Origin of the sequence: Amycolatopsis ponsaeliensis, from assembly GCF_030182635.1 — a bacterium.
In the GTDB taxonomy this organism is placed as follows: domain Bacteria; phylum Actinomycetota; class Actinomycetes; order Mycobacteriales; family Pseudonocardiaceae; genus Amycolatopsis; species Amycolatopsis ponsaeliensis.
The window spans coordinates 371,978-396,528 of the sequence record NZ_JAPZLD010000003.1 but is presented as its reverse complement, the minus strand read 5'-3'; the positions used below and the strand labels follow the sequence as shown (position 1 = coordinate 396,528).

Genomic DNA, 24,551 nt, shown 5'->3' with positions numbered 1-24,551 from the left:
CTGGCGTGGAGTGACTGGTGCGGAAGGGTTATTCCGCGCAGGCCTTGCCGGAGTTGATGCAGTTGACCAGGCGACCCATGATCTTCTTGCTCATCACGTTCGCGAAGTCGTCGTGGTCGGACCGCGGGTTGTGCTTCTCCTGGGCGAATGCGTCCACTTTGTACTGGCCCTTCTGCTGGACGTCCTGCGGGACGTCGTAGACCAGGGTCACCTGCAGCTGGGGCACGTTCTTGAAGCCCTGCGGGCACTTGCCCTGCTGGTTCGCGAACACGATGTGCGTGCGGTGGTTCGCGCTGTCGGTGTTCTTGCCGTCCCAGCAGTTCGGGAAGGCGTGGATGCGCTCGACCTTGCTGCCCGCGGGGCAGATCGGGTAGAGGTCGGTCAGCCGGTCCTCGAACCCGGTGCAGGTCCAGCTGGGCCGGGCGTTGGCCGGGCCGTTGGTGCTCTGCTTGGCGTCACCGTAGAGGACGCGGAGGCCGAGCGGCATCGCGACGACGTTCTGGGCGCCACCACCGATGAACTTCAGCGTCGCGGACTCCGGCTCGACGATCTCGCCGTCGTTGTCGCCGACCTCTTCGTTCGCGCCTTCGGGCCCGCCGAGCTCTTCGGCCGGCGGTGCGGCGGCCGAGCTGCTCTGGTTGCCGTTCTGGCCGCCGTTGTTCTGGCCACCGTTCTGGCCACCGTTGTTCTTCCCGCCGTTCTGGCCGCCACGACGGCGGTCCTGGGCCTGCTGCTGGTCCTGCTGGCCCTGGTCGCCCTGCTGCTGGGCGCTCTGGTCACCGTTGCGGGTCGCGCCGCCACCGGTGTTCCGGCGCTTCTGCTGCTGCCCGTTCTGGTCCTGGGCGTTCTGATCCTGAGCGTTCGGGTCCTGAGCGTTCGGGTCCTGCTGGTCCTGCGCACCCTGGTCCTGGGCGTTCTGGTCCTGCGCCGCCTGGTCCTGACCCTGGCCGGCGGCGTCCGCGGCCTGGGCGTCCTTGGCGCTCTGGTCCTGCTGGACGTCGCCGGTCTTGCCCTGCTGGTTCTGCTGGGCCTTCTGGTTCTCGCTCTCGTTGGCCGCGTCGTCTTCGCGGTCGATGCGGATCACGGGCCAGAAGTAGGCCGACTGGTCACCGTTCTTGCAGGTGGTGTCGCCGGCGAGCAGGCTCTTGAGGCTCGAGTCGGCGTCGGTGGTCACGTTGCCGACGTAGTCGTGCAGGTGCTGCGCGCCGTTCTTGATCCCGGGCTGCGCAATGAAGTTGTCCGGGTTGTGGTGCGCGCCGTCCGCGTTCGTTCCACAATCGACGGTGAAGGATCCTTGTGCACCCTTCTTCTGCAAGGCCGCGTTGACGTTGTTGCCGGCGGGAACCTTGTTGATGTCGATGAAGAACGACGGGTCGGCGGGGTCCGCGCTCGCTTCGCCCGTGCGGCCCGCGGTGACCGCGACGGCGAGTCCGCCGACGGCGATAGCCAGGCCGATCGCGCCCATGGCGATCTTGGTACGGCGGGCGACGCGATGCTTGCCCGTCACGGGGGACCGAGAATTCCGGGCCATAGACTAGTTCACCTCGTTCGTTATTCCGGGCACGCCGAATAGCGCGGCGGCCCGGGCAAGAACTACCGTTGGTTGAGGTCGAGATCGCACGGAACCCGCGGGGAGCTCTGGTTCCGGCTGTCGGGATGCATCGGGGGATGCATTGGGGGATACGGACGTGAGCGCGCTGAGGTTCAAAAGCGACCAGCCCGTTATCTGTTCGTTATCAAGTCGAACGCAACCGGACGCCATTTACCCAGGTCATAGCGGTTCGAGCGAAAAAACGAAGTGTCGGTCATGTCTTGAACCACGGCTCGTTGACGTCCGTGGTTCACGACGACGGCACACGAAATACCCGGCAAAAGCCGGGATCCGGGGAAGGAAAGGGTCAGCGCTGCACGACGACGAGCACCGTGCCGTCGTCGCCGCGGACCTCGAAGCGGGCGATCTGGTCCATCGCCAGCGAAATGGAACCCTGCAGCCGCAACGGCTCCGGTGAGCCGGGGATGCCGAAACCCTTGGGTGGCACCGACCAGCCGGACACGACGCGGGCGTCGCCCGTCGTGGAGATGGCGAACAGCTGGCACTTCAACGGTCCGACGATGCCGCGCAGCTCGAGATCGACACGGCTGCCCCACTCCACCGGGGACACGGTCACCACCGCGCTCACCGCGGAGCCGCCACTGCCACTGCCCCGGCCGAAGGTCTGCCCGCCGCCGGGCTGGGCCGGCGCGCCGGTGGACGGTGGCGGGACACTCGTCGCCAGGACGCTCGTCGCCGGCGGTGCCTGCTTGGTGCTCGGCGCCGAGAGCGACGCGGGCGGGACGGCGTCGGCCGGCCGGACGGCGAGGGTCACCAGCGGGCCGGCCACGACGAGCGCGGCGGCCGCGGCGCCGGCGATGATGCCGAGCCGCTTGCGGCGGCGGCGCTTCACCGAGGCCTCTTCCATCAGGCCGCGCAGCACGCGGGGCCCGGGCGCCAGGGTGCGCGGGCTGGGCGCCGGCATCGGCGGCTCCGGCCAGCTGCGCTTCACGAGGTCGAGGACGTCCGGCAGCTGGTAGAGCTCGATCAGGTCGAGCTGGCAGTGCGGGCAGTTCATGAGGTGGGCTTCGAACTGGGTGCTCTCGGCCTCGCTGAGGACGCCGAGCACGTACGCGGCGACGTCGGTGTGTGCGGACCCGGCCACCCTCAGTTCACCCCCGCTCACGCAAGGCCCGGCGCAGCGCGCGGACGGCGTGGTGGATGCGGGACTTGATGGTGCCCGGGGGCACGCCGAGGGTCGCCGCCACCTCGTTCACGGTGCGATCGCGCAGGTAGGTCTGCTGGATCGCCTCCCGCTGCTCGGGCGAAAGGCCCTGCAGCGCCTCGTAAACGATCATCGCGGCGAGCGTCCGGTCCGACTCGTCGGACACGGCGATCGCGTCGGATTCGATCTCCTCGATCTCCTGGGGGCGGACGCTCCGGCTGCGCCAGCCGTCGATGACGATCCGGCGGGCGACCGTGAACAGCCACGCGCGCAGCATCTCCGGCTGGCGGTCGAGCTTGTCCGCGTTCCGCCACGCCTTGATCAGGGTCTCCTGCACGACGTCTTCGGCCCACTGCCGGTCGTGGCCGGTCAGCCGCAGCGCGAACGCCATGAGGGACCCGCCGAACTCCTGGTAGAGCGCCTTCGCCAGATCGTCATGGGCGTCGCTGGGCTCAACAGCGACTTCCTGATCTTCGACGGATCTCAGCGCTCGAGTGTGCCGTCCCACGCGGGACATCCTGGTGGGCCGGACGGCGTACGTCTAGTACCAAATGCCGCAACGCAGGGGGCAAAACTTTTTTGAACCGTTTCCCGACCGTGTCCGTATCCCCTACCGAAGACCCCCGACAACGCGTTGTCCCCCGCAACGCTCCGCATCCACTCCGGACTGATTGTCCACTGTGGATCTTTCGCGCGCATTTTCGCCTCACCCCAGGCTACTGCGCGTAGTCATGCCCACGGAGGAGCAGTGATACGCATTCCCCGAACGGTGGTCCCCGCCGCCGTGTGCCTCACCGCACTCGCCCTGCTCACCGCCTGTACCGCCGGCGCGGCCACCACCTCCGCAGGTGGTTACGGCGCCGGGATGCAGCAGATGCCCGGTATGCAGGCCCCGATGACCCTCGCGATGCCGCAACCCATCACCGCGAACCCCAACGACCCGATGAAAAGCCAGCTCAGGGGCGCGAAGACCTTCGATCTCGGCCTCATGCTCGTCGACGGCACCGGTTACACGATCTACCGCTACGACCGCGACTCGACCAACCCGTCCCGGTCGAACTGCAACGACGCGTGCGCGGCGAAGTGGATCCCGGTCAAGACGGGCGGCCCCGCGCCGATCGACGTCGACCAGTCGCTGATCGGGCAGATCACCCGTGACGACGGCACGCAGCAAGCCACCCTCGCCGGCTGGCCGCTGTACCACTTCGTCGGCGACAGCGAACCGGCCGACACGTCCGGCCAGGGCGCCGACCAGGCCTGGTACCCGATCGCGCCGGACGGCAAGAAGATCACGCTGACCCAGGACCAGTGGAGGGAAAATGCTTTCGGCCTCTGAGCTCGCCGGGCCGGAGCTCATCCCTCCGTCCCCGCTCGAGCGTTCCCGCCCGCTGGTCCGGATCCTGTTCGTGCTGGTCGCGGTGCTGACGCTGCTCGCGTCGGTGTCCCCGGCCTCGATCGCCCAGACGAACGCCGTCTCGCCCGAAGACGCGGTGCTGCTGACCAAGGTCCGCCAGGCCGGTCTGTGGGAGATGCCCTCGGGCATGATGGCCATGCAGAAGGGCAGCCCGAAGGTCCAGGCCGTCGGGTTCGCGATCATGATGGACCACGGCCGCCTCGACGTCGCGACCCGCGCGCTGTCGCAGAAGCTCAACTCGCCGGTGCCCGACCAGCCCTCGGACGAGCAACGCGGCTGGCTCCTCGAAGAGATGAACGCGCCCCCCGGGCCGTCGTTCGACAGCGTCTTCGCCAACCGCCTGCGCGCGGCGCACGGCCAGGTGTTCGCCATCCTCGCGCAGCTGCGCGCCGGCACCCGCAACGACGACGTGCGGGCGTTCGCGACCGTCGGCAACCAGGCCGTCATGCGGCACATGACGATGCTCGAGAGCACCGGCATGGTCGACTACACCGCGCTCCCCGCGCCTGCCGTCTCCACCACGGCCGCGCCGGTCGGGCAGCCGCTCGGCCTCGACTCGTCCCAGATCGCCGTGGTGGCGGCGCTGTTCCTCCTGGTCGGTGGCGGCCTCTTCTACGTGCTGCGCCAGATCAAGGGCAACCGCAGCCGCGCCCGGGCCACGCGCCGGCCGGCCGCCGTCAGAACCGGGGGTAGCCATGGTTGAGACCTGGCACGACGCGACGATCTTCCTCACCCAGCAGTTCCAGCCGAAGACCGACCCGGCGGCCCGCGGCCTCGCGGCGTTCGCCGCACGGGCGTCCTACGCGGCGATGATGCTGACGCTCACCTGGGGTGTGCTCACCGCCACCGGCTGGGTGCGCTCGGTCACCGGCCGCAAGGCGCTGCGCAGCTCCCACATGGTGCTGGCCACCGGCACGCTGATCTTCGGTGGCATCCACGCGCTGGGCTTCTTCTACCTCACGGTCCAGCCGTACAGCCTGCAGTACCTCTTCCTCCCCTTCCTGTCGGGCCAGGAGACCCGGCACAGCATCGGCATCGTCGGCTTCGAGGTCATGCTCGCCATCGCGCTCACCGCGGGCCTGCAGCGGTTCACCTCCTACCGCCGCTGGCTGTGGCTGCACCGCTGCGCGTACCCGGCGGTCGCGCTGACCGCGCTGCACGCGTGGTTCGGCTCGATCGCCAACGGCCACCTCGCGGTCGTCTGGCTGGGCGGCATCACGCTGCTCATCCCGGCCGCCACGGTGTCGCTGCTGCGGTTCATGCCCGCGCGGACCCTCGAACGCATCGGACTCGTGGAAGAGCAGGTGGCCTGACATGCCCCTCCGTTTGCCCGGTAGCGGGCCCCGGATCAGCGTCGACAACGACCGGTGCGAGCTCTACGGCATCTGCGCCATGGAGGCGCCGGACGTGTTCGACCTCGGCCAGGACGGCCGCCTGCGCTTCCACACGCGGCTGCTGGACGAAACCACCATGGAACAGGCGAAGATGGCGGCCCGCTGCTGCCCGATGCAGGCGGTCGTCATGAGAGGGGACCTCGATGGCTGACGGCGACCGGATCATCATCGTCGGTGCGGGCGTCGCCGGACTGCGTGCCGCGGAACGCCTGCGGGAACAGAACTTCGACGGCGAGATCGTCCTGATCGGCGACGAGGCCAGGCGCCCCTACCACCGGCCGATGGTCTCGAAGGCATTGGTGATGGGGACCGAACGGCCCAGCGACGTGGGCCTTTCGCACTACCTGCCCGACCTCGACGTGCACTGGCGCCTCGGCGCGCGGGTCACGCACCTGGACACCACCGAGCGGGTCGTGCACCTGCCCGGCGGCGAATCCCTCTGGTACGACGGCCTGATCGCCGCGACCGGCGTCTACCCGCGGCACCTGCCCGGGTCGCCGCGGCACGACCCGCGCGTGCGGATCCTGCGCACGGTCGAGGACTCGATGGCGGTGCGGCGCTGCCTCAACGCCAGCAAGAAGCCGGCCGTCGTGATCGGCGCCGGCCTGATCGGCAACGAGTTCGCCGCGAGCATGCGGCACATCGGCCGCGACGTCACCCTGGTCGGCCACGCGAAGGCGCCGCTGCACCGCTTCGGCGACCGCGTCTCGAGCGGCGTCATCGAGGCGCACCACGAGCACCGGGCGAAACTCGCGATGAAGAGCGAGGTCCGGCACTGGATCAGCACGAAGGACACCGTCGGGCTGCACCTGACGAACAACCAGCTGCTGGTCGCCAGCGTCGTCGTGCTCGCCATCGGCAGCGTCCCGTCGGTCGACTGGATGCGCGGCTCCGGCCTCGACATCAGCGACGGCGTGCTCTGCGACTCGAAGCTGTTCGCCGAGGGCGCGTCCGACGTCGTCATCGCCGGGGACATCGCGCGCTGGCCGAACCTGCGCTTCGACGAGACCCCGCGGCGGATCGAGCACTGGATCAACGCCGTCGAGTCGGCCCGGCACGCGGCGGACAACCTGCTGATGGGCCAGTCCAGCGCGAAGCCGTTCACCCCGCTCCCCCGGGCCTGGTCGACGCTGTACGACACGCGGCTGCAGATGTGCGGGATGCCCGGCCTGGCCGAGGACACCGTGACCTTGGCGGACGGCATCACCGGCTTCATCCGCGACGGCAGGCTCGTCGGCATCTCCTCGTGGGACAAGCCGCGGGCGATGCTCGACTGGATGGCCGAGCTCGACCGCCGGCTGCCCGCACCCGACTTCGTGCCGGAGCCGGAGCCCGCTCCCGCCCCCGAGGTGGCGGAGGTCCCGACGGTCGAACCGGCCGTCGCGGCGCTGGCGGCCGAGGTGCCGACGGAGTTCGAAAGCGGCTTCGACCAGCAGGCCTTCGAGCGCGAGTTCGAGAGCGAGTTCGCCAACAACATCCCCACGACGGCGTTCCCCGCGCTGGCGGCCCCGCCGACCACGGCGTTCGCCGCCCAGCCCGGTGGCGCGGCGCCGCCGACGATGGCCATTCCGATGGGGAGGTAGAAGAAGCCGGGACGTGGCTGCGCGCGGCGGCCATCGTCCCTTCGCCGGTCACCACATCCCCTCCGCGGCTGGGCGGTGTGGTGACCGGCCCCCAACGTCCCCCTGCCCGCCTCGCGCCTGTGATGGAACGAGCGCCCGGCGGGCCAGGAGAGGGCCACCCCGAGGGAACCCGACGCCCCCGGGGTGGCCTTCTTCCGGCGCACCGGGCGGGGGCCCGGGGTCGAGCGTCACGGCGGCGTCACTGCCGCCGCGGCGTGCACGTCCGTGACGGCCTTTCCGGGGGAAGGGTATGCCGCCGGAAAGGCCGTCACGGTCGAAAGTCGGGTCGGGGTTGCACCGGTGAAGGCCGTCTCGAGGGAAACGGGAGCCCTCGAGACGGCCTTCACCTCGTCCGGGCCCCTTGGGAGACCTTCGATTCGGCCACGACGAGCACCCCGAGCACGAGGACCGCGATCCCGACCACCCGCAGCCCGGCGTCCGCACCTTCGACGAAGGCCGTGACGACGTCGTGTGCGCGGCTCGTCTTGGCCAGCGCTTCGGCCACCGTGTGCGCGCCGCGGACGTCCGGAGGGAGCGCGGCGGCGAACTTCGCGGTCATGACCGTCCCGATCACGGCAACGCCGAGCGCGCTGCCGAACTCCCGGGTGGTGGCCTGCAGCCCGGTGCCGACGCCCGCCCGGTCCGGCGGCAGCGAGCCGGCGATGACGCCCGACAGCGTCGGCAGCGCCAATGTCACGCCGATCCCGGTCACCACCAGCCAGGCCGCGTAGCCCGCGTACGGCGTCTCCGCGTCGCTCGTGGACAGTCCGAGCAGGCCGCCGACGACGAACGCGAAGGCCAGCGCCACGGTCGTGTCGAGGCCGATCCGCCGGGCGAGCGGGCCGGCGTGGCGGCCGCCGAGGATGATCGGGACGGTCAGCGGGATGATCCCCAGCCCGGTGCCCAGCACGCCGAACCCCTTGGCGTACTGCAGGAACGACGCGTTGACGTAGAACAGCGCGAACATGCCGAAGAAGATCGTCGTCATCCCGAGGCAGGCGCTGCGCAGGCCCGCGATCCGGAACAGCCGCGGATCCAGCAGCGGGTGCTCGGCCCGGAGTTCGGCGAACGTCCACGCGGCGAACAGCACGGCGGCGCCGGCGAACCCGGTCACGACCACCGCGCTCCCCCAGCCCGCTTCCGGGCCCTGGACGATCCCGACGAGCAGGGCGACCGACGCGCCGACGAGCAGCACCGCGGACACGGGGTCGAGCCGGCGGTCGTGGCGCGACGACACCGGCGCGGTGCGCGCCACCAGGGCGGCGGTGCCGAGGGCGAGCGGTACGACGGCGGCGAACAGCCAGCGCCACGAGCCGGCGGTCAGGACCAGCCCGCCACCGACGTTGCCGAGGACGCCGCCGATGCCGGTCATCGACGCCCAGGTGGCGATGGTCGAGGCCTTCTTCTCCGGCGGCACGGCGTGCAGCAGGACGGCGAGCGAGTTGGGCAGCACCGCGGCGGCGCCGACCCCGGTGAGCGCCCGGCCGGCGAGCAGGAAGACGACGTCCGGGGCCACCGCCGACAGCAGCGCGCCGGCGGCGAACAGCCCGAGCCCGGCGAGCAGGACGCCCTTGCGGCCGAACCGGTCGCCCGCCGCCCCGCCCGGGATCACCAGGCAGGCGAACACGATGACGTAGGTGTCGACGATCCAGACCAGCGCGGACGCGGACGGGTGCAGGGCGCCCGCCGCGAGCATCGGGACGGCGAGGTTGACCGCCGCGACCATGCCGACGACGAGCACCACGCAGGCACACATGAGCGTGAGCAGGCCGGTTCGTTTCTCGAGGTGCATGAGCCCGACGGTAAGGACGGCGTCGCCTGTCGTGCCACGCAACTTCGGCAAGGTCTTCTTGCGTAGGATGCAACCATGGACCTGAACCTGCTGCGGGTGTTCGACGCGCTGTTGCGGGAAGGGAGCGTCACGGCCGCGGCCGAGCGCCTGAACCTGTCCATCCCGGCGACGAGCCGCGCGCTCGGCCGGCTGCGGCGGGCGATGAACGACCCGATCCTGGTCCGCGCGGGCCGTGGGATGGCCCCGACGCCGTTCGCGCTGCGCACCGCCCCGCGCGTGCGGTCGCTGCTGGAGGAGGCGTCGGCGCTGATCAGCACCGAGGTGGCGATCGCCGACCTCGAGCGCACGTTCACGATCCGCATCAACGACGGCGTGGCGGCGACCCTGGCCACGGCGGCGGCCGAAGCGACGGCCGCGGCCGCCCCCGGCGTCACGCTGCGCTTCGTCGCGGAGGGCACCGAGAGCGCCGAAGCGCTTCGCGACGGCTCGATCGACCTGGACATCGGCGTGGGCGAGCACGCGGCGCCGGACATCCACAGCACCGTGCTCTACCGCGAACGCCTGGTCGCGGCGGTGCGCGTGGACAGCCCGCTGGGCAAGCACCGCCGTCCGACGCTGGCGCAGCTGTGCCGTTACCCGCACGTGTCGGCGTCCCGGCGCGGCCGGGCGCGCGGGCCACTGGACGACGTCCTCGCCGCGGCGGGCCTGCAGCGGCGGGTGGCGGCGGTCGTGCCGACGTCCGCGGTGGCCGCGCTGGTGGTCTCGTCCAGCGACTACGTGGGGCTGCTCCCCCAGCGCCTGGCCGAGCAGCACGGTCCGGCACTGGGACTCCGCTGGTTCCCGGTCCCGGCCGAGCTGCCGGAGGTGGAGGTCCGCCTGTCCTGGCACGCGCGCCTGGACGCGGACCCGGCCCAGCGCTGGCTCCGCGACACGATCACCGCCGCCCTCCGCTGACCGTGTCCCCGCTTCCAGTGTCTTGAATGAGTCATTCAGGTCGTGGGAGGTCCTGAATGACTCATTCAAGACGTTTCGGGAGCCGCTGAAGCGTCCCTCGGGGACGGTCCGGTGTGGGACGATCGGTCCCGTGACCAGCACCGCCACGGCCCAGTACCTGCGCGACCTCGCGCTACTGCGCCGGGTCCGGGACCGGATCGACCGGGAGTACGCCCAGCCGCTCGACGTCGAGGCGCTCGCGCGGGGCGTCAACATGTCCGCCGGGCACCTCAGCCGGCAGTTCCGGAAGGCCTACGGAGAGTCACCGTACTCGTACCTCATGACGCGGCGGATCGAGCGGGCGATGGCCCTGCTGCGCAAGGGCGAGCTGAGCGTCACCGAGGTCTGCTTCACCGTCGGCTTCTCGTCGCTGGGCACCTTCAGCACCCGGTTCGCCGAGCTGGTGGGCGTGCCGCCGAGCGTCTACCGCGAGGAGCAGGCCGAGGCCACCGTCGGGATGCCGCCGTGCGTGGCCAAGCAGGTCACCAGACCGATCAGGAATCGAGAAGCGCGACCGCAGGCGCACACATAATGTGACCGCCATGGACGTCACCATTCACGCGAGCTTCCTCCCCCACACCGACGCGGAGGCATCCCTCGCCTTCTACCGCGACCTGCTCGGCTTCGAGGTCCGCCAGAACGTCAAGTACGGCGACCTGAACTGGATCACCGTCGGCCCGCCGAACCAGCCCGACACCGCGATCGTGCTGTCGCCGGCGTCCGCGACGCCGGGCCTGACCGACGACGAGCGCCGGATGATCGCCGAGATGATGGCCAAGGGCACCTACGCCTCGGTCAACCTGGCCACCAAGGACCTCGACGCCCTCTTCGCGAAGCTCGAAGCGGGCAACGCCGAGGTCGTCCAGGAGCCGGTCGACCAGCCCTACGGCGTCCGCGACTGCTCCTTCCGCGACCCGGCCGGCAACCTCCTGCGCATCCAGGAGCTGCGCTGACCGAGGTCGCGGCCCCCGCCGGTTACCGCGACGTCCTGCGCGACCGGCGCGTGGCCGGCCTCCTGCTGGGTGACCTCCTGGCCAACGTCGGCACCGGCATGATCATCGTCGCCATGCCGGTGCAGACGCTGTCCCTGCACGGTGGCGTGCCGAAGGCGATCGCGATCGGGCTGGTGGAGGCCGCGCCGTTCGTGCTGTCCACCGTCCTCGCGCTGGCCATCGGGCTCGGCCGGGTGCGGGTGCCGCCGCGGGCCCTGCTCGTCGCCGACTGCGTGCTGCGCTCGCTGACCTTCGCCGCCCTCGGCGTCCTGGCCGTCACCGGCACGCTCACCCTGCCGGTGCTGATCGCCGGGCTGCTCTTCGGCGCGACCTTCCGGCTCGCCGGGTCGAGCAGCCGCCGGCTCCTGGCGACGTCGGCCGCGGGCGAAACCGGGCGGTTCTCCGTCAACGGGCTGCTCGGGCTGAACACCACGTTCGCGCTCTACATCGCCGGGCCGGTGCTGGGCGGGCTGATCGTCGCGACCGCGGGCGCCGGCTACGCGCTCTTCTTCGACGCGGGCGGGGCGCTGATCCTGCTCGTGGCGACCCTCCTGTTCGTGCCGCGCTCGGCCGGGGGCCGGGACGCGCTGCGCGAGCCGAAGACCTCGGGCTGGCGGATCCTGCGCCGCCGCCCGGTGGCCGCACGGCTGCTCGTCGTCGAGTTCTTCTTCAACTTCCTCTACATGCCCATCGAGGTGGCGCTCCCGCTGTACGTGAGCGGGACGCTGCACGCCGGCCCGTCCGGCCTGGGCCTGCTGTGGGGCGCGCTCGGGGCCGGCGCGTTCGTCGGCGCGGCGCTCGTCAGCCGGCTGCGGACCCTCCCGCAACGGCCGCTGCTGGTCGCGATCATCGGGCTGTGGGCGCTGTGCCCGATCGGGCTCGCGGTCGTCGGCGACCTCACGGCCGCGCTGGTCGTCTTCGCCCTCGGCGGCCTGGTGTACGCGCCGTTCACGCCGGTCGCGTACAGCTTCCTGCAGTCGGGGCTCGAACCCGGGGAGCAGCAGCAGGTCGTGACGCTCTGGACGACCGGCGCCACCGTGGCCGCCCCGCTGGGCCTCGCCCTCGGCGGCCCGCTGATCGAACTGACCGGCACCACCGGCGGGCTCGTGCTCTCCGGGGTGCTGACGCTCCTGCTGCTCCCGATCGCGGCCCGGGCAGTGCTCGGCCGCACACCGAAGGGGAACTCTCATGTGCCTGAGCCTCCAGATCGCGGCGCGGGAGCACCTGCGCGAACTGGCCCTGCTGCGCCGCGTCCGCGACCGCATCGGCCGCGAAGGGACCGTCGACCTCGAGGCGCTCGCCCACGACGCCGGGATGACGGCCGAGCACCTGACCCGCCGGTTCCAGCTCGCCTACGGCTGCTCGCCACACGGGTACCAGCGGCTGGCCATGGCGGTCAGGAATCGAGAAGCGCGGGGGCCCGAGCCCGCCGTAGCGTGATCGCCACCGAGCCAGTCCACGTCCGAGCCCGTCGCCGACCCGATCGTCCTGGAGAACCCCGATGACCAAGCCCACGAGGAAGCCCGCGCCGCACGTCGCCGACAGCCACGGCCTGATCCGCGTCCACGGCGCGCGCGTGAACAACCTCAAGGACGTCAGCGTCGAGCTGCCGAAACGGCGTCTGACGGTGTTCACCGGCGTCTCCGGCTCCGGCAAGAGCTCGCTGGTGTTCAGCACGATCGCCGCGGAGTCGCAGCGGCTGATCAACGAGACCTACAGCACCTTCGTGCAGGGGTTCATGCCGACACTGGCCCGGCCCGACGTCGACGTCCTCGACGGGATCACGACGGCGATCATCGTGGACCAGGAGCGGATGGGCGCCAATACGCACTCCACGGTCGGCACCGCCACCGACGCCAACGCGATGCTGCGGATCCTCTTCAGCCGGCTCGGGCAGCCGCACATCGGCTCGCCGCAGGCGTTCTCGTTCAACGTCGCCTCGATCAGCGGCGCCGGCGCGGTCACCATCGAGAAGGCCGGGCGGCAGATCAAGGAGCGGCGCAGCTTCAGTATCACCGGCGGCATGTGCCCGCGCTGCGAGGGCCGCGGCAAGGTCAACGACATCGACCTCACCGCCCTGTTCGACGAGAACAAGTCGCTCAACGAAGGCGCGATCACGATCCCGGGCTACAGCATGGAGGGCTGGTTCGGCCGCATCTTCCGCGGCTCCGGCTTCTTCGACCCGGACAAGCCGATCAAGAAGTTCACCAAGAAGCAGTTCAACGACCTGGTGTACAAGGAACCGACCAAGATCAAGGTCGAGGGCATCAACCTGACCTTCTCGGGGCTGGTCCCGGCGATCCAGAAGTCCATGCTGTCCAAGGACGTCGACTCGATGCAGCCGCACATCCGCGCTTTCGTCGAGCGGGCCGTCACGTTCACCACGTGCCCCGACTGCGACGGGACGCGGCTGTCCGAAGAGGCCCGGTCGTCGAAGATCGACGGGATCAGCATCGCCGACGCGTGCGCGATGCAGATCAGCGACCTGGCCGGCTGGGTGGGCAAGCTGGCCGAGCCGACGGTCGCGCCGCTGCTGGACGCGCTGAAGCACACGCTCGACTCGTTCGTCGAGATCGGGCTCGGCTACCTCTCGCTCGACCGGCCGTCGGGCACGCTCTCGGGTGGGGAAGCCCAGCGCACCAAGATGATCCGCCACCTAGGGTCGTCGCTCACCGACGTCACCTACGTCTTCGACGAGCCGACGATCGGGCTGCACCCGCACGACATCCAGCGCATGAACGAGCTGTTGCTGCAGCTGCGGGACAAGGGCAACACGGTGCTGGTCGTCGAGCACAAGCCGGAGGCGATCGCGATCGCCGACCACGTCGTCGACCTCGGGCCGCGCGCCGGCTCCGAAGGCGGCGAGGTGATGTTCGAAGGCACTGTGGACGGACTGCGGAAGAGTGACACGATCACCGGGCGGCACCTGGACGACCGCGCGTCGCTGAAGTCGTCGGTGCGGTCGCCGTCGGGCTTCCTGGAGGTGCGGGGCGCTTCGACGCACAACCTCCAGGACGTCGACGTCGACGTCCCGCTCGGCGTGCTGACCGTCGTGACCGGGGTGGCGGGTTCGGGCAAGAGCTCGCTGATCCACGGCTCGGTGTCCGGCGGCGAGGGTGTGGTGACGGTCGACCAGACCGGGATCCGCGGTTCGCGCCGGAGCAACCCGGCGACCTACACCGGGTTGCTGGAGCCGATCCGCAAGGCGTTCGCCAAGGTCAACGGCGTCAAGCCGGCGCTGTTCAGCGCGAACTCCGAAGGCGCGTGCCCGAACTGCAACGGCGCGGGCGTCATCTACACCGACCTGGGGATCATGGCCGGCACCGCGACACCGTGCGAGGTCTGCGAGGGCAAGCGGTTCAACGCCGAGGTGCTCGAGTACACCTTCGGCGGCCGTGACATCAGCGAGGTCCTCGGGATGTCGGTGGCCGAGGCGCGCGAGTTCTTCGCCGACGGCGAGGCCCAGCTGCCGGCGGCGCACAAGATCCTGACGCACCTGTCCGACGTCGGCCTCGGCTACCTGACGCTCGGCCAGCCGCTCACGACGCTGTCCGGCGGCGAGCGGCAGCGGATCAAGCTGGCGACGCACATGGCGGAGAAGGGCGGCGTCTACGTCCTCGACGAGCCGACGGCGGGCCTGCACCTGGCCGACGTCGAGCAGCTGCTGGGCCTGCTGGACCGGCTGGTCGACGCGGGGAAGTCGGTGATCGTCATCGAGCACCACCAGGCAGTGATGGCCCATGCGGACTGGATCATCGACCTCGGCCCGGGCGCGGGCCACGACGGCGGCCGCGTGGTGTTCGAAGGCACCCCCGCCGACCTGGTGAAATCCCGGAAGACGCTGACCGGCGAGCACCTCGCGGAGTACGTCGGCTGATCGTCTATACCAGATCCGGCGGTGGGGCAGGCCCCCGGAATGTGCCGGGGGCCCTCCGGGTTCCGGAGGCGACCCTTACCAGGAAGACTGGGGCCGGTGACCACCACCGAGAACCCCGTCAGCACCGGCAGCGACTTCGCCCGGCTGAGCCAACGCATCTCCGCCGCCGGCCTGATGGTGCGCCGCCCCGGCTACTACACCGCCCGGTTCGCCATCGTGGGCGGGCTGTTCGCCGCCGGGTGGGTCGCCTTCGCCCTGCTCGGGAACTCGTGGTGGCAGCTGGCCGTCGCCGCGTTCCAGGCCGTCATGTTCGCGCAGATCGCGCTGCTGTCGCACGACCTCGCGCACAAGCAGGTCTTCCGGCGCCGGCGCCCCACCGAGATCGCCGGGATGCTGGTCGGCAACCTCGGCATCGGGATGAGCTACGGCTGGTGGATGGACAAGCACACCCGCCACCACGCCAACCCGAACCACGAGGAGCTCGACCCCGACGTCGACCCGGACATCTTCGTGTGGTCGAAGGGCCAGGCCAAGGAGGCGAGCGGCGTCGCCCGCTTCATCGGGCGGTACCAGGCGTTCCTGTTCTTCCCGATGCTGACGCTCGAAGGCCTCAACCTGCACGTATCCGGGATCCGCGCGGTGTGCAAGCCGGGCCTGCGCCGCCGCTGGGTGGAAGCCTCGCTGCTGGCCACGCACGTCGTCGTCTACCTCGTCGCGCTGTTCACCGTGCTCTCCCCCGGCATGGCGCTGCTGTTCCTGGCGGTCCACCAAGCACTCTGGGGCATCTACATGGGATCGATCTTCGCGCCCAACCACAAGGGCATGCCGACCCTGACCGGGCAGCCGGAACTCGACTTCCTCCGCAAGCAGGTGCTGACCTCCCGCAACGTCCGCGGCGGCGGCGTGACCGACGTCGCTCTCGGCGGCCTCAACTACCAGATCGAGCACCACCTGTTCCCGAGCATGCCGTCGCGGCACCTGCGGCTGGCGCAGCCGATCGTCCAGGAATACTGCGCCGAGCTGGACATCCCCTACCTCGAGACGAGCCTGATCGAGTCGTACCGGCAGGCCCTCACCCACCTGCATGAAGCTGGGGCACCTCTCAGGAACCGTTCGTAGACTCGGAGGCATGAGGAAGACGATCGCGGCCCTGCGCGACCTGCCGGCGGCGTTCGGCGCGAAAGCCACCGGCTCGCGGGCCGAGCGGGTCCGCACCTCGCCGCAGTTCGACGGCAAGGTGTTCCGCAACGCGGCGCCCCGGCACCCGATGACGGCGGCGTCGATGCGGACGATCTTCCGCGAGATGTTCTTCGGCGAGCACCGCGAGCTGCGCAAGCCGGCCGGCGCGGTCCCGCTGGTGACGTCGGAGCCGGTGCTGTCGGCCGAGGGCCTGCACGTGACGTGGTACGGCCACGCGTCGGCGCTGGTCGAGCTGGACGGCGCCCGCGTGCTGCTGGACCCGGTGTGGAGCGACCGGGTGTCGCCCGCGGCGTTCGCGGGCCCGCGGCGGCTGCACGAGCCGCCGGTGCCGCTGGCCGGGGTCGGCCGGGTCGACGCGGTGGTGATCTCGCACGACCACTACGACCACTTGGACCTGGCGACGATCCGCGACCTGGTGGCGTCGACGTCGGCGCCCTTCCTGGTCCCGCTCGGCGTGGGCGCGCACCTGGAGCGCTGGCACGTCCCGGCGGCGCGGATCATCGAGCTGGACTGGCACGAAGAGGCCACGGTGGCGGGCGTCCGGTTCGTGGCGACACCGGCCCAGCACTTCTCGGGCCGCGGCATCACGAACGACGACACGCTGTGGACGTCGTGGGCCCTGCTGGGGCCGTCGCACCGGGTGTTCTACAGCGGCGACACGGGATATTTCGACGGTTTCGCCACGATCGGCGAGGCCCACGGACCATTCGACGCGGCGTTGATCCAGATCGGCGCGTACGCCCCGCTGTGGCCGGACATCCACATGACCCCGGAGGAAGGCGTCGCGGCGGGCATCGACGTCCGGGCGAAGCTGCTGATCCCGGTCCACTGGGCGACGTTCCAGCTGGCGATGCACCCGTGGGGCGAGCCGGCGGACCGGGTGTGGCGCGAGGCGAAGGCGGCGGACCTGGCCTTGGCGATCCCCCGCCCGGGCGAGCGCATCGACGTCACCGAGCCCCCACCGGTCGACGGCTGGTGGCAGGCGCTGTGACGGACGAGCCGACACTCGTGATCGAGAAGTCGACACGCGTGATCAGGGCGACGACACGGCTCAGCTCCACCGTGTCGACCCTTCAATCACGTGAGTCGACCTCTCAAGCACGGCGAAGTCGGGAGCGCGGGTGAAGCTGAAGCTGGACCTCCACGACATCTACAACCGCGGCGGCGAAATCGACCGGGCCTTGAAAGCGATCATCGACGAGGCCGTCGCCAAGAAGGCACCGCTCGTCGAGATCATCCCCGGCAAGGGGTCGGGTCAGCTGAAGAAGCACGTCTTGCGGTTCCTCGAGCGCAAGGACATCAAGGCGCTCTACCACCGGATCGAGAAGGACAAGGACAACTTCGGCCGGGTGTTCGTGCACTTCCGCTGGAAGTGATCAGAACCGGGTGTCGTGGCGGGCTTCGGCCCAGGCTCGGTCCCACGCCGACGAGTGGAGGCGGCTCACCGCGAACCGGGCGATTCCGTACAGCCCCGCCAGGGATCCCGTGATCGCGACCCACAGCAGGATCGCCGCGAACACCCCGTCCGCCGCCGATGTCGAGGGCGACAGGGGCTCGTTCGTCAGCTCGCCGCGCTGGTCCAGCCACACCGATACGTGGGTGCCCGCCGGGCTGCCCGCGTCCGCCAGGACGTCGCCCGTGTGGCGTGCTCCTCGCGCGTCGAACCAGGCCGCCTGGACCGTTGTCTGGTCGGCCGGGGCTCCCGCTCCGTCGGTGCTGTACGTCTGACTCGGTGCCGCGACCAGCGACACCGCCGTCGCCGGGTGGCGGGTCACGCGTTCCTGCTCCGCGCGGGCGGTCTGCGACGCGTACGTGTCCGAGCCGAACGCCGCCGCGAACGGCAGTGCCAGCAGCGCGCCGGCGAAGACCAGCATCAGCAGCGCGGCCTCGACGCGGTCGCCGAACCTGGTCAGCGGGTTGCGGCCGGGGTGCAACCGGCGCCGGAACCGGGCGATCCGTCCGCTGGGCCCACGCATGCGCGACTCACTCCTCCCAGAAAGACGTCATCTCCATAACAGTCTGCGCGCAAGGGCTCGACTTTTTCTCGTGAATGGGATGCGGCCCACCTGTGAACCCGTGCACAACCACCCGGACGCCCTAACTGGCCGCGATCGCCGACCACAGCGCGTGAGCGATCTGCGGGCCGCAGACGTCGGTGTGGCCGCGCACGAACCGGTCGGCCAGCAAGTTGTGCGGGACGCCCGGCCGGAAGCGGTATGTCCCGCTCACCGGTAACAGCTCGGCCGTGACGGCTTCGGGAGTCCGCTGCGCGCCGTTGTGGCCGATGCCGCCGTAGGGGCCGGCCGCGTCCCCGATCCCGGACTGCCCGGCGATCCGGGACGCGATCGCGTAGGCGACGCCGACCGCGAGGTCGTTGGCGGTGTGCGTGATCAGGATCGGCCCGGTCACGACCCGCTCCTCCAAGACCCGGCGGAACGCGCCGGGCGAGTCGGCGGCGAAGCCGTGGTGCGAGAACGCCGCCTGCAGCAGGGTCAGCGTCGCCACCGACCCGGCCGGACGCGCGTTCGCCGCCGCCGTCACCAGCCGCCCGCCGAAGCTGTGGCCGACGAGGTGGAGCTTCGGCCCGGCGCACGTCGCCAGCAGCGGCGCGAGGCCGCGGACGCCGATGTCGCCCGCGCGGGCTTTCATTTCGTAGTAGGCGAGGAAGTCGAGCAGGTGCGCCGCCGCGTCGGTGAACCCGGTCGTCCCGAGGCGGTCCATGACCGTGCCGCCGGGGAGGGTGAACAGCTGCGTCGACGCGTCTTCGCTGTCGTCCGCGCCACGAGCGGCCACCGAGAGCAGCGCGGCGGCGAACGCCGTGCGCGCGGTCGCGCGGACGGTCAGCGCCGGCACCAGGTCGGCCGCGGCGTCGATGGTGAGCCGCTGCCCGGGCACCAGGTCCCGCAGCTGGTCGAGCCGTTCGGCCAGGCCGGCGTCCGGTTCCAGCCCGGCGGGCTTCCGCGACGGCCACAGCACGCAGGCGAACGCGATCCGGCGCCCCGGCACGCCATCCGGCACCGCCCGCATCGACCCGGCGAGCGCCGAGTAGAGCAGCCGCGCGACGAGGTGGTCGTTGTTCCAGCCGTGGCACAGGAAGACGAGATCGGTGACGGCCGGATCGGCCGCGAGCGCCCGCACGGCCGCGCCCCGGTCGCCGACGAGCTCGCCCGCCCGGTCGAACTCGACCTCGGCGGCCGCGAACCCGGCCAGCTGCACGGCGGTCCTCCTCGCGCGACGACTCCCGGGAAGTCGCCCGCGGCCCGGCGGCCGTTACGCGTCGGATGTAGTCGTCCGGTAGCGGCCACGGCTCGGCGCCGCGCGGCAGCCCCGAAGCCGATCATCAACGCCGGCAGCACATCCCGCGCCGAACCGGGCCGCGCACCCGCTCAGAGCCAGTCGTCGGGGCGCGGCCAGGGCATCAGCGCCGCGAGCGCGTCCCGGGCCGGCTCGGTGACGGCGTACTGGCCGCGGTGGAACAGCAGCGGCCGGGCGTCCGACGGCGTGCCCAGCGCCGTCACCCGGCCGATCACGACGTAGTGGTCACCCGCCTCGTGCACCGCCTCCAGCGCACAGTCGATCCACGTCAAAGCGCCGTCGAGCAGCGGGGCCCCGGACGGCGCCGGCGTCCAGCCGACCCGGGCGAACTTGTCCTCGCCGCGGGCGCCGAACACCGCGCTGACCTCCTGCTGGTCTTCGGCCAGGACGTTGACCGCGAACCTCCCCGCCGCGGCGAGCACCGGCCACGTGCGCGACGTGCGAGCCGGGCAGAACAGCACCAGCGGCGGGTCGAGCGACAGCGCGGCGAACGACTGGCACGCGAACCCGGCGAGGGTGTCGCCGTCCCGGCCGGTGACCACCGTGACGCCCGTGCAGAAGTGCCCGAGCACACTGCGGAACCCGGCCTGGTCGACCACCACGGCGGTCATGCGCCGGGCGGCCGCGCGCCGACCGAGAAGTCGTGCCCCCACAGGGAGACCGCCGTGCTCTCGCGGGCGATCCAGTTTTCGTCGTCGACCTGGCGGCCTTCGCAGCCGAACTCGACGTCGAAGCCGCCGGGGGTCTTCATGTAGAACGACAGCATCAGGTCGTTGACGTGCCGGCCGAGCGTGGCCGACATCGGCACCTTGCGCCGGATCGCGCGGTCGAGGCACAGGCCGACGTCGTCGGTGTTCTCCACCTCGACCATCAGGTGCACGATCCCGCTCGGTGTCGGCATCGGCAGGAACGCGAGGCTGTGGTGCCGCGGGTTGCAGCCGAAGAAGCGCAGCCACGCGGGTTCGCCGTCGGCCGACCGGCCGACCATCTGCGGTGGCAGGCGCATCGAGTCGCGCAGCCGGAAGCCGAGGACGTCGCGGTAGAACCGCAGCGACGCCTCGTCGTCCTTTGTGGACAAGACGACGTGGCCGAGGCCCTGCTCGCCGGTGACGAACGTGTGGCCGTACGGGCTCACGACGCGCCGGTGCTGCAACGCGACGCCGTGGAACACCTCCTGGGTGTTGCCGGACGGGTCGTCGAAGCTGATCAGCTCGACCACGCGCCGGTCGGCCAGCTCTTCGGGCGTGCCCTCCTTGTAGGGCACCGACGCACTGTCCAACCGCGACCGCAGCTCGGCCAGCTCGCCGGCGTGAGCGACCTCCCAGCCGGTGGTCGCCAGCCGGTCCGCGGAGCCGGGCGAGATGACCAGGCGCGCCGGGAAGTCGTCCATCCGCAGGTAAAGGGAATCCGGATCGACGCCCTTGCCTTCGACCATGCCGAGCACCTTGAGCCCGTATTCGCGCCACGCGGCCATGTCGGTGGCTTCGATGCGGAGGTAGCCCAGTGACCGGATGCCCATCAGGAACTCCCGAGGAAGTCGAGGGCCAGCCGGTTGAACTCGTCGAACTTCTCCAGCTGGGCCCAGTGCCCGCAGCCGCCGAACACGTGCAGCTGCGCGCGCGGAATCGTCTTGAGCGCCACGAGTGCCCCGTCGAGGGGGTTGACGCGGTCCTCGCGGCCCCAGATCAGGAGCACGCGCTGGCGGAGCCGGTGGGCTTCGCGCCAGAGCATGCCTTCTTCGTAGCTGTCGGGCTGGGCGAACGACATGCCCATCGCCCGCATCGCGGCGAGCGACTCGGGCGTGTTGGCCGCGGCGAACCGGTCGTCGATCAGCTCGTCGGTGATCAGCGACTGGTCGTGGACCATGATGCGCAGGAAGGCCTCCATGCGTTCGCGGCTCGGCTTCGCCGCGAACTTACCAAGGTTCTTGACGCCTTCGGTGGGGTCGGGCGCGAAGAGGTTGACGCTCAGCCCGCCCGGTCCCATCAGCACCAGCCGCCCGGCGCGCTTGCCGTGGTTCAGCGCGAGCCGGACCGCGGCCCCGCCACCCAGGGAGTTGCCGATGAAGTGGGCGCGCTCGACGCCCAACGCGTCCATCAGGCCGACGACGGCGTCGGCGCTGTGGCGGAAGTACTGCGGGTGCTCGACCGGCTTGTCCGACCGCCCGAAGCCGGGCTGGTCGACGGCGATCGTCCGGTAGTGCTTGGCGAACTCCGGCAGGTTGCGCCCGAAGTTGCTCCACGCCGACGCGCCGGGTCCGCCGCCGTGCAGCAGGATCACGGTCTCGGCGTGTTCGGCACCGGCCTCGTGGTAGTGCAGGTTCAGCGAGCCGGCCTGGACGTACTTGCCTTCGGGACCGGCCATCAGTACATCGCGTTCTCGACGGGGAGCCCGAAGGCGCCGGTGCCGAACATGACGTACGCGCGCTCGGCGTCGTTGGCCGCGTGGACCCGGCCCGCGTGCGCGTCGCGCCAGAAGCGCTGGATCGGCGTGCCGCGCTGGATCGCGCGGCCGCCGGAGTTCTCGAAGAGCCGGTCGATCGCGGAGATCGCGCGTTCCGTGCCGCGCACCTGGTCTCGCCGGACACGCAGGCGCAGATCGGAAGGCAGCCGCTCCTCGCGCTTGGCCAGTTCGTACAGCTCGTCGATGTTGCGCGTCAGCTGCAGCCAGGCGGCGTCGATTTCGCTGGCGGCTTCGGCGATCCGCACCTTGGCGAACGGGTCCTCTTTGGACTGCTCGCCGGCGTACGCGGCCCGCACGCGCTTGCGCTGGTGCTCGACGTGCGCGTCGTAGGCGCCCTGCGCCATGCCGATGATCGGCGCGGTGATGGTGCTGGGGTGCACCGAACCGTACGGGAGCCGGTACAGCGGCCCAGGGTTGACGGCCTGGCCCGGCACCTTGCACTTCGACGTCGCGATGAAGCTCAGCACACGGTGCTGCGGGATGAAGACGTCCTCGACGACGATGTCGTTCGAGCCGGTGCCGCGCAGGCCGATCGTGTCCCAGACGTCCACAATGGAGTAGTCCGCGATGGGCAGCAGATAACTGCAGAAGTCGACGGGCTTGCCGTCCTTGAACGCGGGTCCCCCGAGCAGCACCCACGTGCAGTGGCCGGAGCCGGAGGAGAAGCTCCACCGGCCGGTCAGCCGGTAGCCGCCTTCGACGACCTCGGCCTTGCCCATCGGGGCGTACGACGAAGAAATCCGCACGTCCTGGTCCTCGCCCCACACCTCCTGCTGGGCCTGCGCGTCGAACAGCGCCACGTGCCACGGGTGGACGCCGAGGATGGAGGCGACCCAGCCGGTGGACCCGCACGCGCTCGCGATCAGCTTCACCGCGGTGTAGAAGCTCACCGGGTCGGTTTCGAGGCCGCCGAACGACTTCGGCTGCAACATCTTGAAGAACCCGGTCTCCTGCAGGGCCTTGACGGACTCCTCGGGGACGTTTCGCGCGTCCTCGGTGTCCTGGGCCCGTTCCCGCAGGACCGGCAGGAGGTCCCGGACCCCGGCGATCACCTGCTCGCTCATGCGCAGTCCTCTCTCGTTTCCGCTCACCTGAGAGACTAGAACACGTTCTCGTTTTTGTCGAGAACACCCTGCGCCAGCGCGCTGTTGATCCCCGCCCTGCGGCCGGAAAACACGCAGTCGGCCAGGGACAGGCCGCTCACGTACGACCTGGAACAGATTCCCACGGCGGTGCGCCCGGCGGCGTACAGGCCGGGGATCGGCTCCCCCGCCGCGCTCCGCACCGCGCCGGTGTCCTCGTCCACGACCAGGCCGCCGAGGGTGAGCATCGGCGTGGGGTAGCCGAGGTTGGGCCGCACCGAGATGTCGATGAGCGAGAACGGCGGGTGCTCCAGCCGCCGCGCGAACTCGGCGGGCTTGCCCATCGGGTCCTCGGCACCGTGGTAGGCCTCGACGCTCGCGCGCAACCCTTGGGGATCGACGCCGGCCTTGCGTGCCGCCTCTTCGACCGTCGCGCCGGTGACGCGGCCGCGGCGCAGCAGGTAGCGCAGCTGAAGCCCCTGGAACCACTGGCTTTGCGCCTTGGTGTCCCGCCGGGCTTCCGCCACGATCGGCGCGTCGACGAGCAGCCAGCCCTTGCCCTCGTGGTCTTCGATGAGCTTTTCGCCGACCGCGGCGCCGTACCGGGACTCGTCGATGACCCGCCGTCCGCCGGCGTCGACGATGATCCCGCCGAGGAACGCACTCGGCGGCGTGATGAACCGCCACGCCGAGATCCGGCCCAGTTCCCCGGTCGCGGCCCCGGCCTCGACGCCGAGCCGGAGGCCCGAGCCGTCGTCGGCGGACGTGCCGAGCGGGAGCCCGCCGCGGTACGCGGGAGCGTGCTCGCGCACCATTTCCCGGTTCGCGATGAACCCGCCCGCGGCGAGCACGACGCCGCGCCGGGCAGTGATCCACAGCTCACGGCCGTGCGCGCGTTCGATCCGCTCGACGCGGCGGTGCAGCGACTTGCGCAGCGAAGGCACGTAGATGCCCGGCTTGGCCGCGTACTGCGCGAGCCGGCGATGCCGAGCACGCACGCCCGCTGACGCGTCTTTCAGCGTGTCGACGACGAGCCCGGTGACGCGGCCGTCGTCGTCCCGGATCAGGCCGCGGGCGTTCGTCTGGGTCAGCACCCGCACCCCGCGCTTCGCGACGGCCTCCTTGAGGCGCGTCATCAGCATCTTCCCCGAGGTCCCGGGCCCCTTGACGCGGTGGCCGCGCGGGGCGGGCTTCGCCGCGTCGCGGAAACCGCCCGCGGCTTCGCTGCCGGAGTAGTACAGGTAGTGCGCATCACTCGGGTACGACGTCTTGTAGGGACACAGGCTGCCTTCGAACGGCACGCCGTTGCCCTCCAGCCAGGTGATCATCTCCCGGCTGCCTTCGCAGAAGCGCCGCAAGGTCTCCTCGGAGACGACATCCCCGGCTTCGAGGCGCAGGTAGGCGTACATCGCGTCGACCGAGTCGTCGACACCCGCGTCGAGCTGCTGGGCGGTGCCGCCGCCGGCGTAGACCACGCCTCCACTGACCGCGCTGGCGCCGCCGCCGGAGAACCGCTCGACGAGAATGACGTCCGCACCGGCGTCGGCCGCTTCCAGGGCGGCGCAGGCGCCGGCCGCCCCGAAGCCCACGATCACCACGTCCGCGACGAGTTCGTCCATGAGCACTACCCTAGAACTGGAACACGTTCTCG

24 protein-coding genes are annotated in these 24,551 nt (G+C 70.9%); 13 read left to right on the top strand and 11 right to left on the bottom strand.

The features are described from left to right. Positions 1 to 28: 28 nt before the first annotated feature. The 3 genes from QQ657_RS07145 to QQ657_RS07135 form a co-directional block, all read right to left on the bottom strand. On the bottom strand, positions 29 to 1,531 hold the full coding sequence (locus QQ657_RS07145; RefSeq protein ID WP_284741260.1) for a DUF1996 domain-containing protein: 1,503 nt from the start codon (positions 1,529 to 1,531) through the stop codon (positions 29 to 31). A gap of 367 nt (positions 1,532 to 1,898) precedes the next feature. Beyond that, a complete protein-coding gene (locus tag QQ657_RS07140) occupies positions 1,899 to 2,696 on the bottom strand; it encodes a zf-HC2 domain-containing protein (protein WP_284741259.1) in 798 nt (265 codons plus the stop codon). A gap of 7 nt (positions 2,697 to 2,703) precedes the next feature. Beyond that, positions 2,704 to 3,264, bottom strand: coding sequence for a sigma-70 family RNA polymerase sigma factor (locus tag QQ657_RS07135; RefSeq protein ID WP_284741258.1), 561 nt, complete (start codon positions 3,262 to 3,264; stop codon positions 2,704 to 2,706). Between the two features lie 240 nt (positions 3,265 to 3,504). On the opposite strand from QQ657_RS07135, the gene QQ657_RS07130 reads away from it, so the two are divergent. Genes QQ657_RS07130 through QQ657_RS07110 form a run of 5 tightly spaced genes read left to right on the top strand, consistent with a single transcriptional unit; the run spans position 3,505 to position 7,147 of the window. Further along, a complete protein-coding gene (locus tag QQ657_RS07130; RefSeq protein ID WP_284741257.1) occupies positions 3,505 to 4,092 on the top strand; it encodes a COG4315 family predicted lipoprotein in 588 nt (195 codons plus the stop codon). Beyond that, positions 4,076 to 4,873, top strand: a complete 798-nt coding sequence (locus QQ657_RS07125) for a DUF4142 domain-containing protein (protein WP_284741256.1) — start codon at positions 4,076 to 4,078, stop codon at positions 4,871 to 4,873. The genes QQ657_RS07130 and QQ657_RS07125 overlap by 17 nt, the downstream gene beginning before the upstream one ends. Next, positions 4,866 to 5,483, top strand: coding sequence for a ferric reductase-like transmembrane domain-containing protein (locus tag QQ657_RS07120; RefSeq protein WP_284741255.1), 618 nt, complete (start codon positions 4,866 to 4,868; stop codon positions 5,481 to 5,483). Before QQ657_RS07125 ends, QQ657_RS07120 begins: the two co-directional genes overlap by 8 nt. Before the next feature lies 1 nt (position 5,484). Further along, positions 5,485 to 5,715: a ferredoxin gene (locus QQ657_RS07115; RefSeq protein WP_093953060.1), complete on the top strand. Its 231-nt coding sequence runs from the start codon at positions 5,485 to 5,487 to the stop codon at positions 5,713 to 5,715. Beyond that, positions 5,708 to 7,147 (top strand): NAD(P)/FAD-dependent oxidoreductase, encoded by a 1,440-nt coding sequence (locus QQ657_RS07110; protein WP_284741254.1) that lies wholly within the window; start codon positions 5,708 to 5,710, stop codon positions 7,145 to 7,147. Before QQ657_RS07115 ends, QQ657_RS07110 begins: the two co-directional genes overlap by 8 nt. Positions 7,148 to 7,529: 382 nt before the next feature. On the opposite strand, the gene QQ657_RS07105 is transcribed toward QQ657_RS07110, so the two are convergent. Beyond that, entirely contained in the window at positions 7,530 to 8,942 is a 1,413-nt protein-coding gene (locus QQ657_RS07105; protein WP_284741296.1) for an MFS transporter, read from the bottom strand. Between the two features lie 111 nt (positions 8,943 to 9,053). On the opposite strand from QQ657_RS07105, the gene QQ657_RS07100 reads away from it, so the two are divergent. The 8 genes from QQ657_RS07100 (at position 9,054) to QQ657_RS07065 (ending at position 17,416) form a co-directional block, all read left to right on the top strand. After that, on the top strand, positions 9,054 to 9,932 hold the full coding sequence (locus QQ657_RS07100; protein ID WP_284741253.1) for a LysR family transcriptional regulator: 879 nt from the start codon (positions 9,054 to 9,056) through the stop codon (positions 9,930 to 9,932). Positions 9,933 to 10,062: 130 nt separating this feature from the next. Continuing rightward, a complete protein-coding gene (locus QQ657_RS07095; protein WP_284741252.1) occupies positions 10,063 to 10,503 on the top strand; it encodes a helix-turn-helix transcriptional regulator in 441 nt (146 codons plus the stop codon). 10 nt (positions 10,504 to 10,513) lie between these two features. Continuing rightward, positions 10,514 to 10,924, top strand: coding sequence for a VOC family protein (locus tag QQ657_RS07090; protein ID WP_284741251.1), 411 nt, complete (start codon positions 10,514 to 10,516; stop codon positions 10,922 to 10,924). A 50-nt stretch (positions 10,925 to 10,974) separates the two neighbouring features. Beyond that, a complete protein-coding gene (locus QQ657_RS07085) occupies positions 10,975 to 12,468 on the top strand; it encodes an MFS transporter (protein WP_284741250.1) in 1,494 nt (497 codons plus the stop codon). Beyond that, positions 12,465 to 14,840: an ATP-binding cassette domain-containing protein gene (locus tag QQ657_RS07080; protein WP_284741249.1), complete on the top strand. Its 2,376-nt coding sequence runs from the start codon at positions 12,465 to 12,467 to the stop codon at positions 14,838 to 14,840. The genes QQ657_RS07085 and QQ657_RS07080 overlap by 4 nt, the downstream gene beginning before the upstream one ends. A gap of 96 nt (positions 14,841 to 14,936) precedes the next feature. After that, a complete protein-coding gene (locus tag QQ657_RS07075) occupies positions 14,937 to 15,959 on the top strand; it encodes a fatty acid desaturase family protein (RefSeq protein ID WP_284741248.1) in 1,023 nt (340 codons plus the stop codon). 10 nt (positions 15,960 to 15,969) lie between these two features. Then, positions 15,970 to 17,031: an MBL fold metallo-hydrolase gene (locus QQ657_RS07070; RefSeq protein ID WP_284741247.1), complete on the top strand. Its 1,062-nt coding sequence runs from the start codon at positions 15,970 to 15,972 to the stop codon at positions 17,029 to 17,031. Positions 17,032 to 17,161: 130 nt separating this feature from the next. Then, entirely contained in the window at positions 17,162 to 17,416 is a 255-nt protein-coding gene (locus QQ657_RS07065; protein ID WP_284741246.1) for a Smr/MutS family protein, read from the top strand. On the opposite strand, the gene QQ657_RS07060 is transcribed toward QQ657_RS07065, so the two are convergent. The 7 genes from QQ657_RS07060 to QQ657_RS07030 form a co-directional block, all read right to left on the bottom strand. Beyond that, positions 17,417 to 18,016, bottom strand: coding sequence for an Rv1733c family protein (locus tag QQ657_RS07060; RefSeq protein ID WP_284741245.1), 600 nt, complete (start codon positions 18,014 to 18,016; stop codon positions 17,417 to 17,419). 121 nt (positions 18,017 to 18,137) lie between these two features. After that, positions 18,138 to 19,256, bottom strand: coding sequence for an alpha/beta fold hydrolase (locus QQ657_RS07055; protein ID WP_284741244.1), 1,119 nt, complete (start codon positions 19,254 to 19,256; stop codon positions 18,138 to 18,140). Between the two features lie 170 nt (positions 19,257 to 19,426). Then, positions 19,427 to 19,966: a 3-hydroxy-9,10-secoandrosta-1,3,5(10)-triene-9,17-dione monooxygenase reductase subunit gene (hsaB, locus tag QQ657_RS07050; protein ID WP_284741243.1), complete on the bottom strand. Its 540-nt coding sequence runs from the start codon at positions 19,964 to 19,966 to the stop codon at positions 19,427 to 19,429. Further along, the gene (gene hsaC / locus QQ657_RS07045; protein WP_284741242.1) at positions 19,963 to 20,874 is read right to left on the bottom strand and encodes an iron-dependent extradiol dioxygenase HsaC; all 912 of its coding nucleotides are present in this window, start codon (positions 20,872 to 20,874) and stop codon (positions 19,963 to 19,965) included. Before hsaC ends, hsaB begins: the two co-directional genes overlap by 4 nt. Further along, on the bottom strand, positions 20,874 to 21,719 hold the full coding sequence (gene hsaD, locus QQ657_RS07040) for a 4,5:9,10-diseco-3-hydroxy-5,9,17-trioxoandrosta-1(10),2-diene-4-oate hydrolase (protein ID WP_284741241.1): 846 nt from the start codon (positions 21,717 to 21,719) through the stop codon (positions 20,874 to 20,876). Before hsaD ends, hsaC begins: the two co-directional genes overlap by 1 nt. Further along, entirely contained in the window at positions 21,719 to 22,882 is a 1,164-nt protein-coding gene (gene hsaA / locus QQ657_RS07035; protein WP_284741240.1) for a 3-hydroxy-9,10-secoandrosta-1,3,5(10)-triene-9,17-dione monooxygenase oxygenase subunit, read from the bottom strand. The genes hsaD and hsaA overlap by 1 nt, the downstream gene beginning before the upstream one ends. Positions 22,883 to 22,917: 35 nt before the next feature. Further along, positions 22,918 to 24,519 (bottom strand): FAD-binding protein, encoded by a 1,602-nt coding sequence (locus tag QQ657_RS07030; protein WP_284741239.1) that lies wholly within the window; start codon positions 24,517 to 24,519, stop codon positions 22,918 to 22,920. Between the last annotated feature and the right edge of the window lie 32 nt (positions 24,520 to 24,551).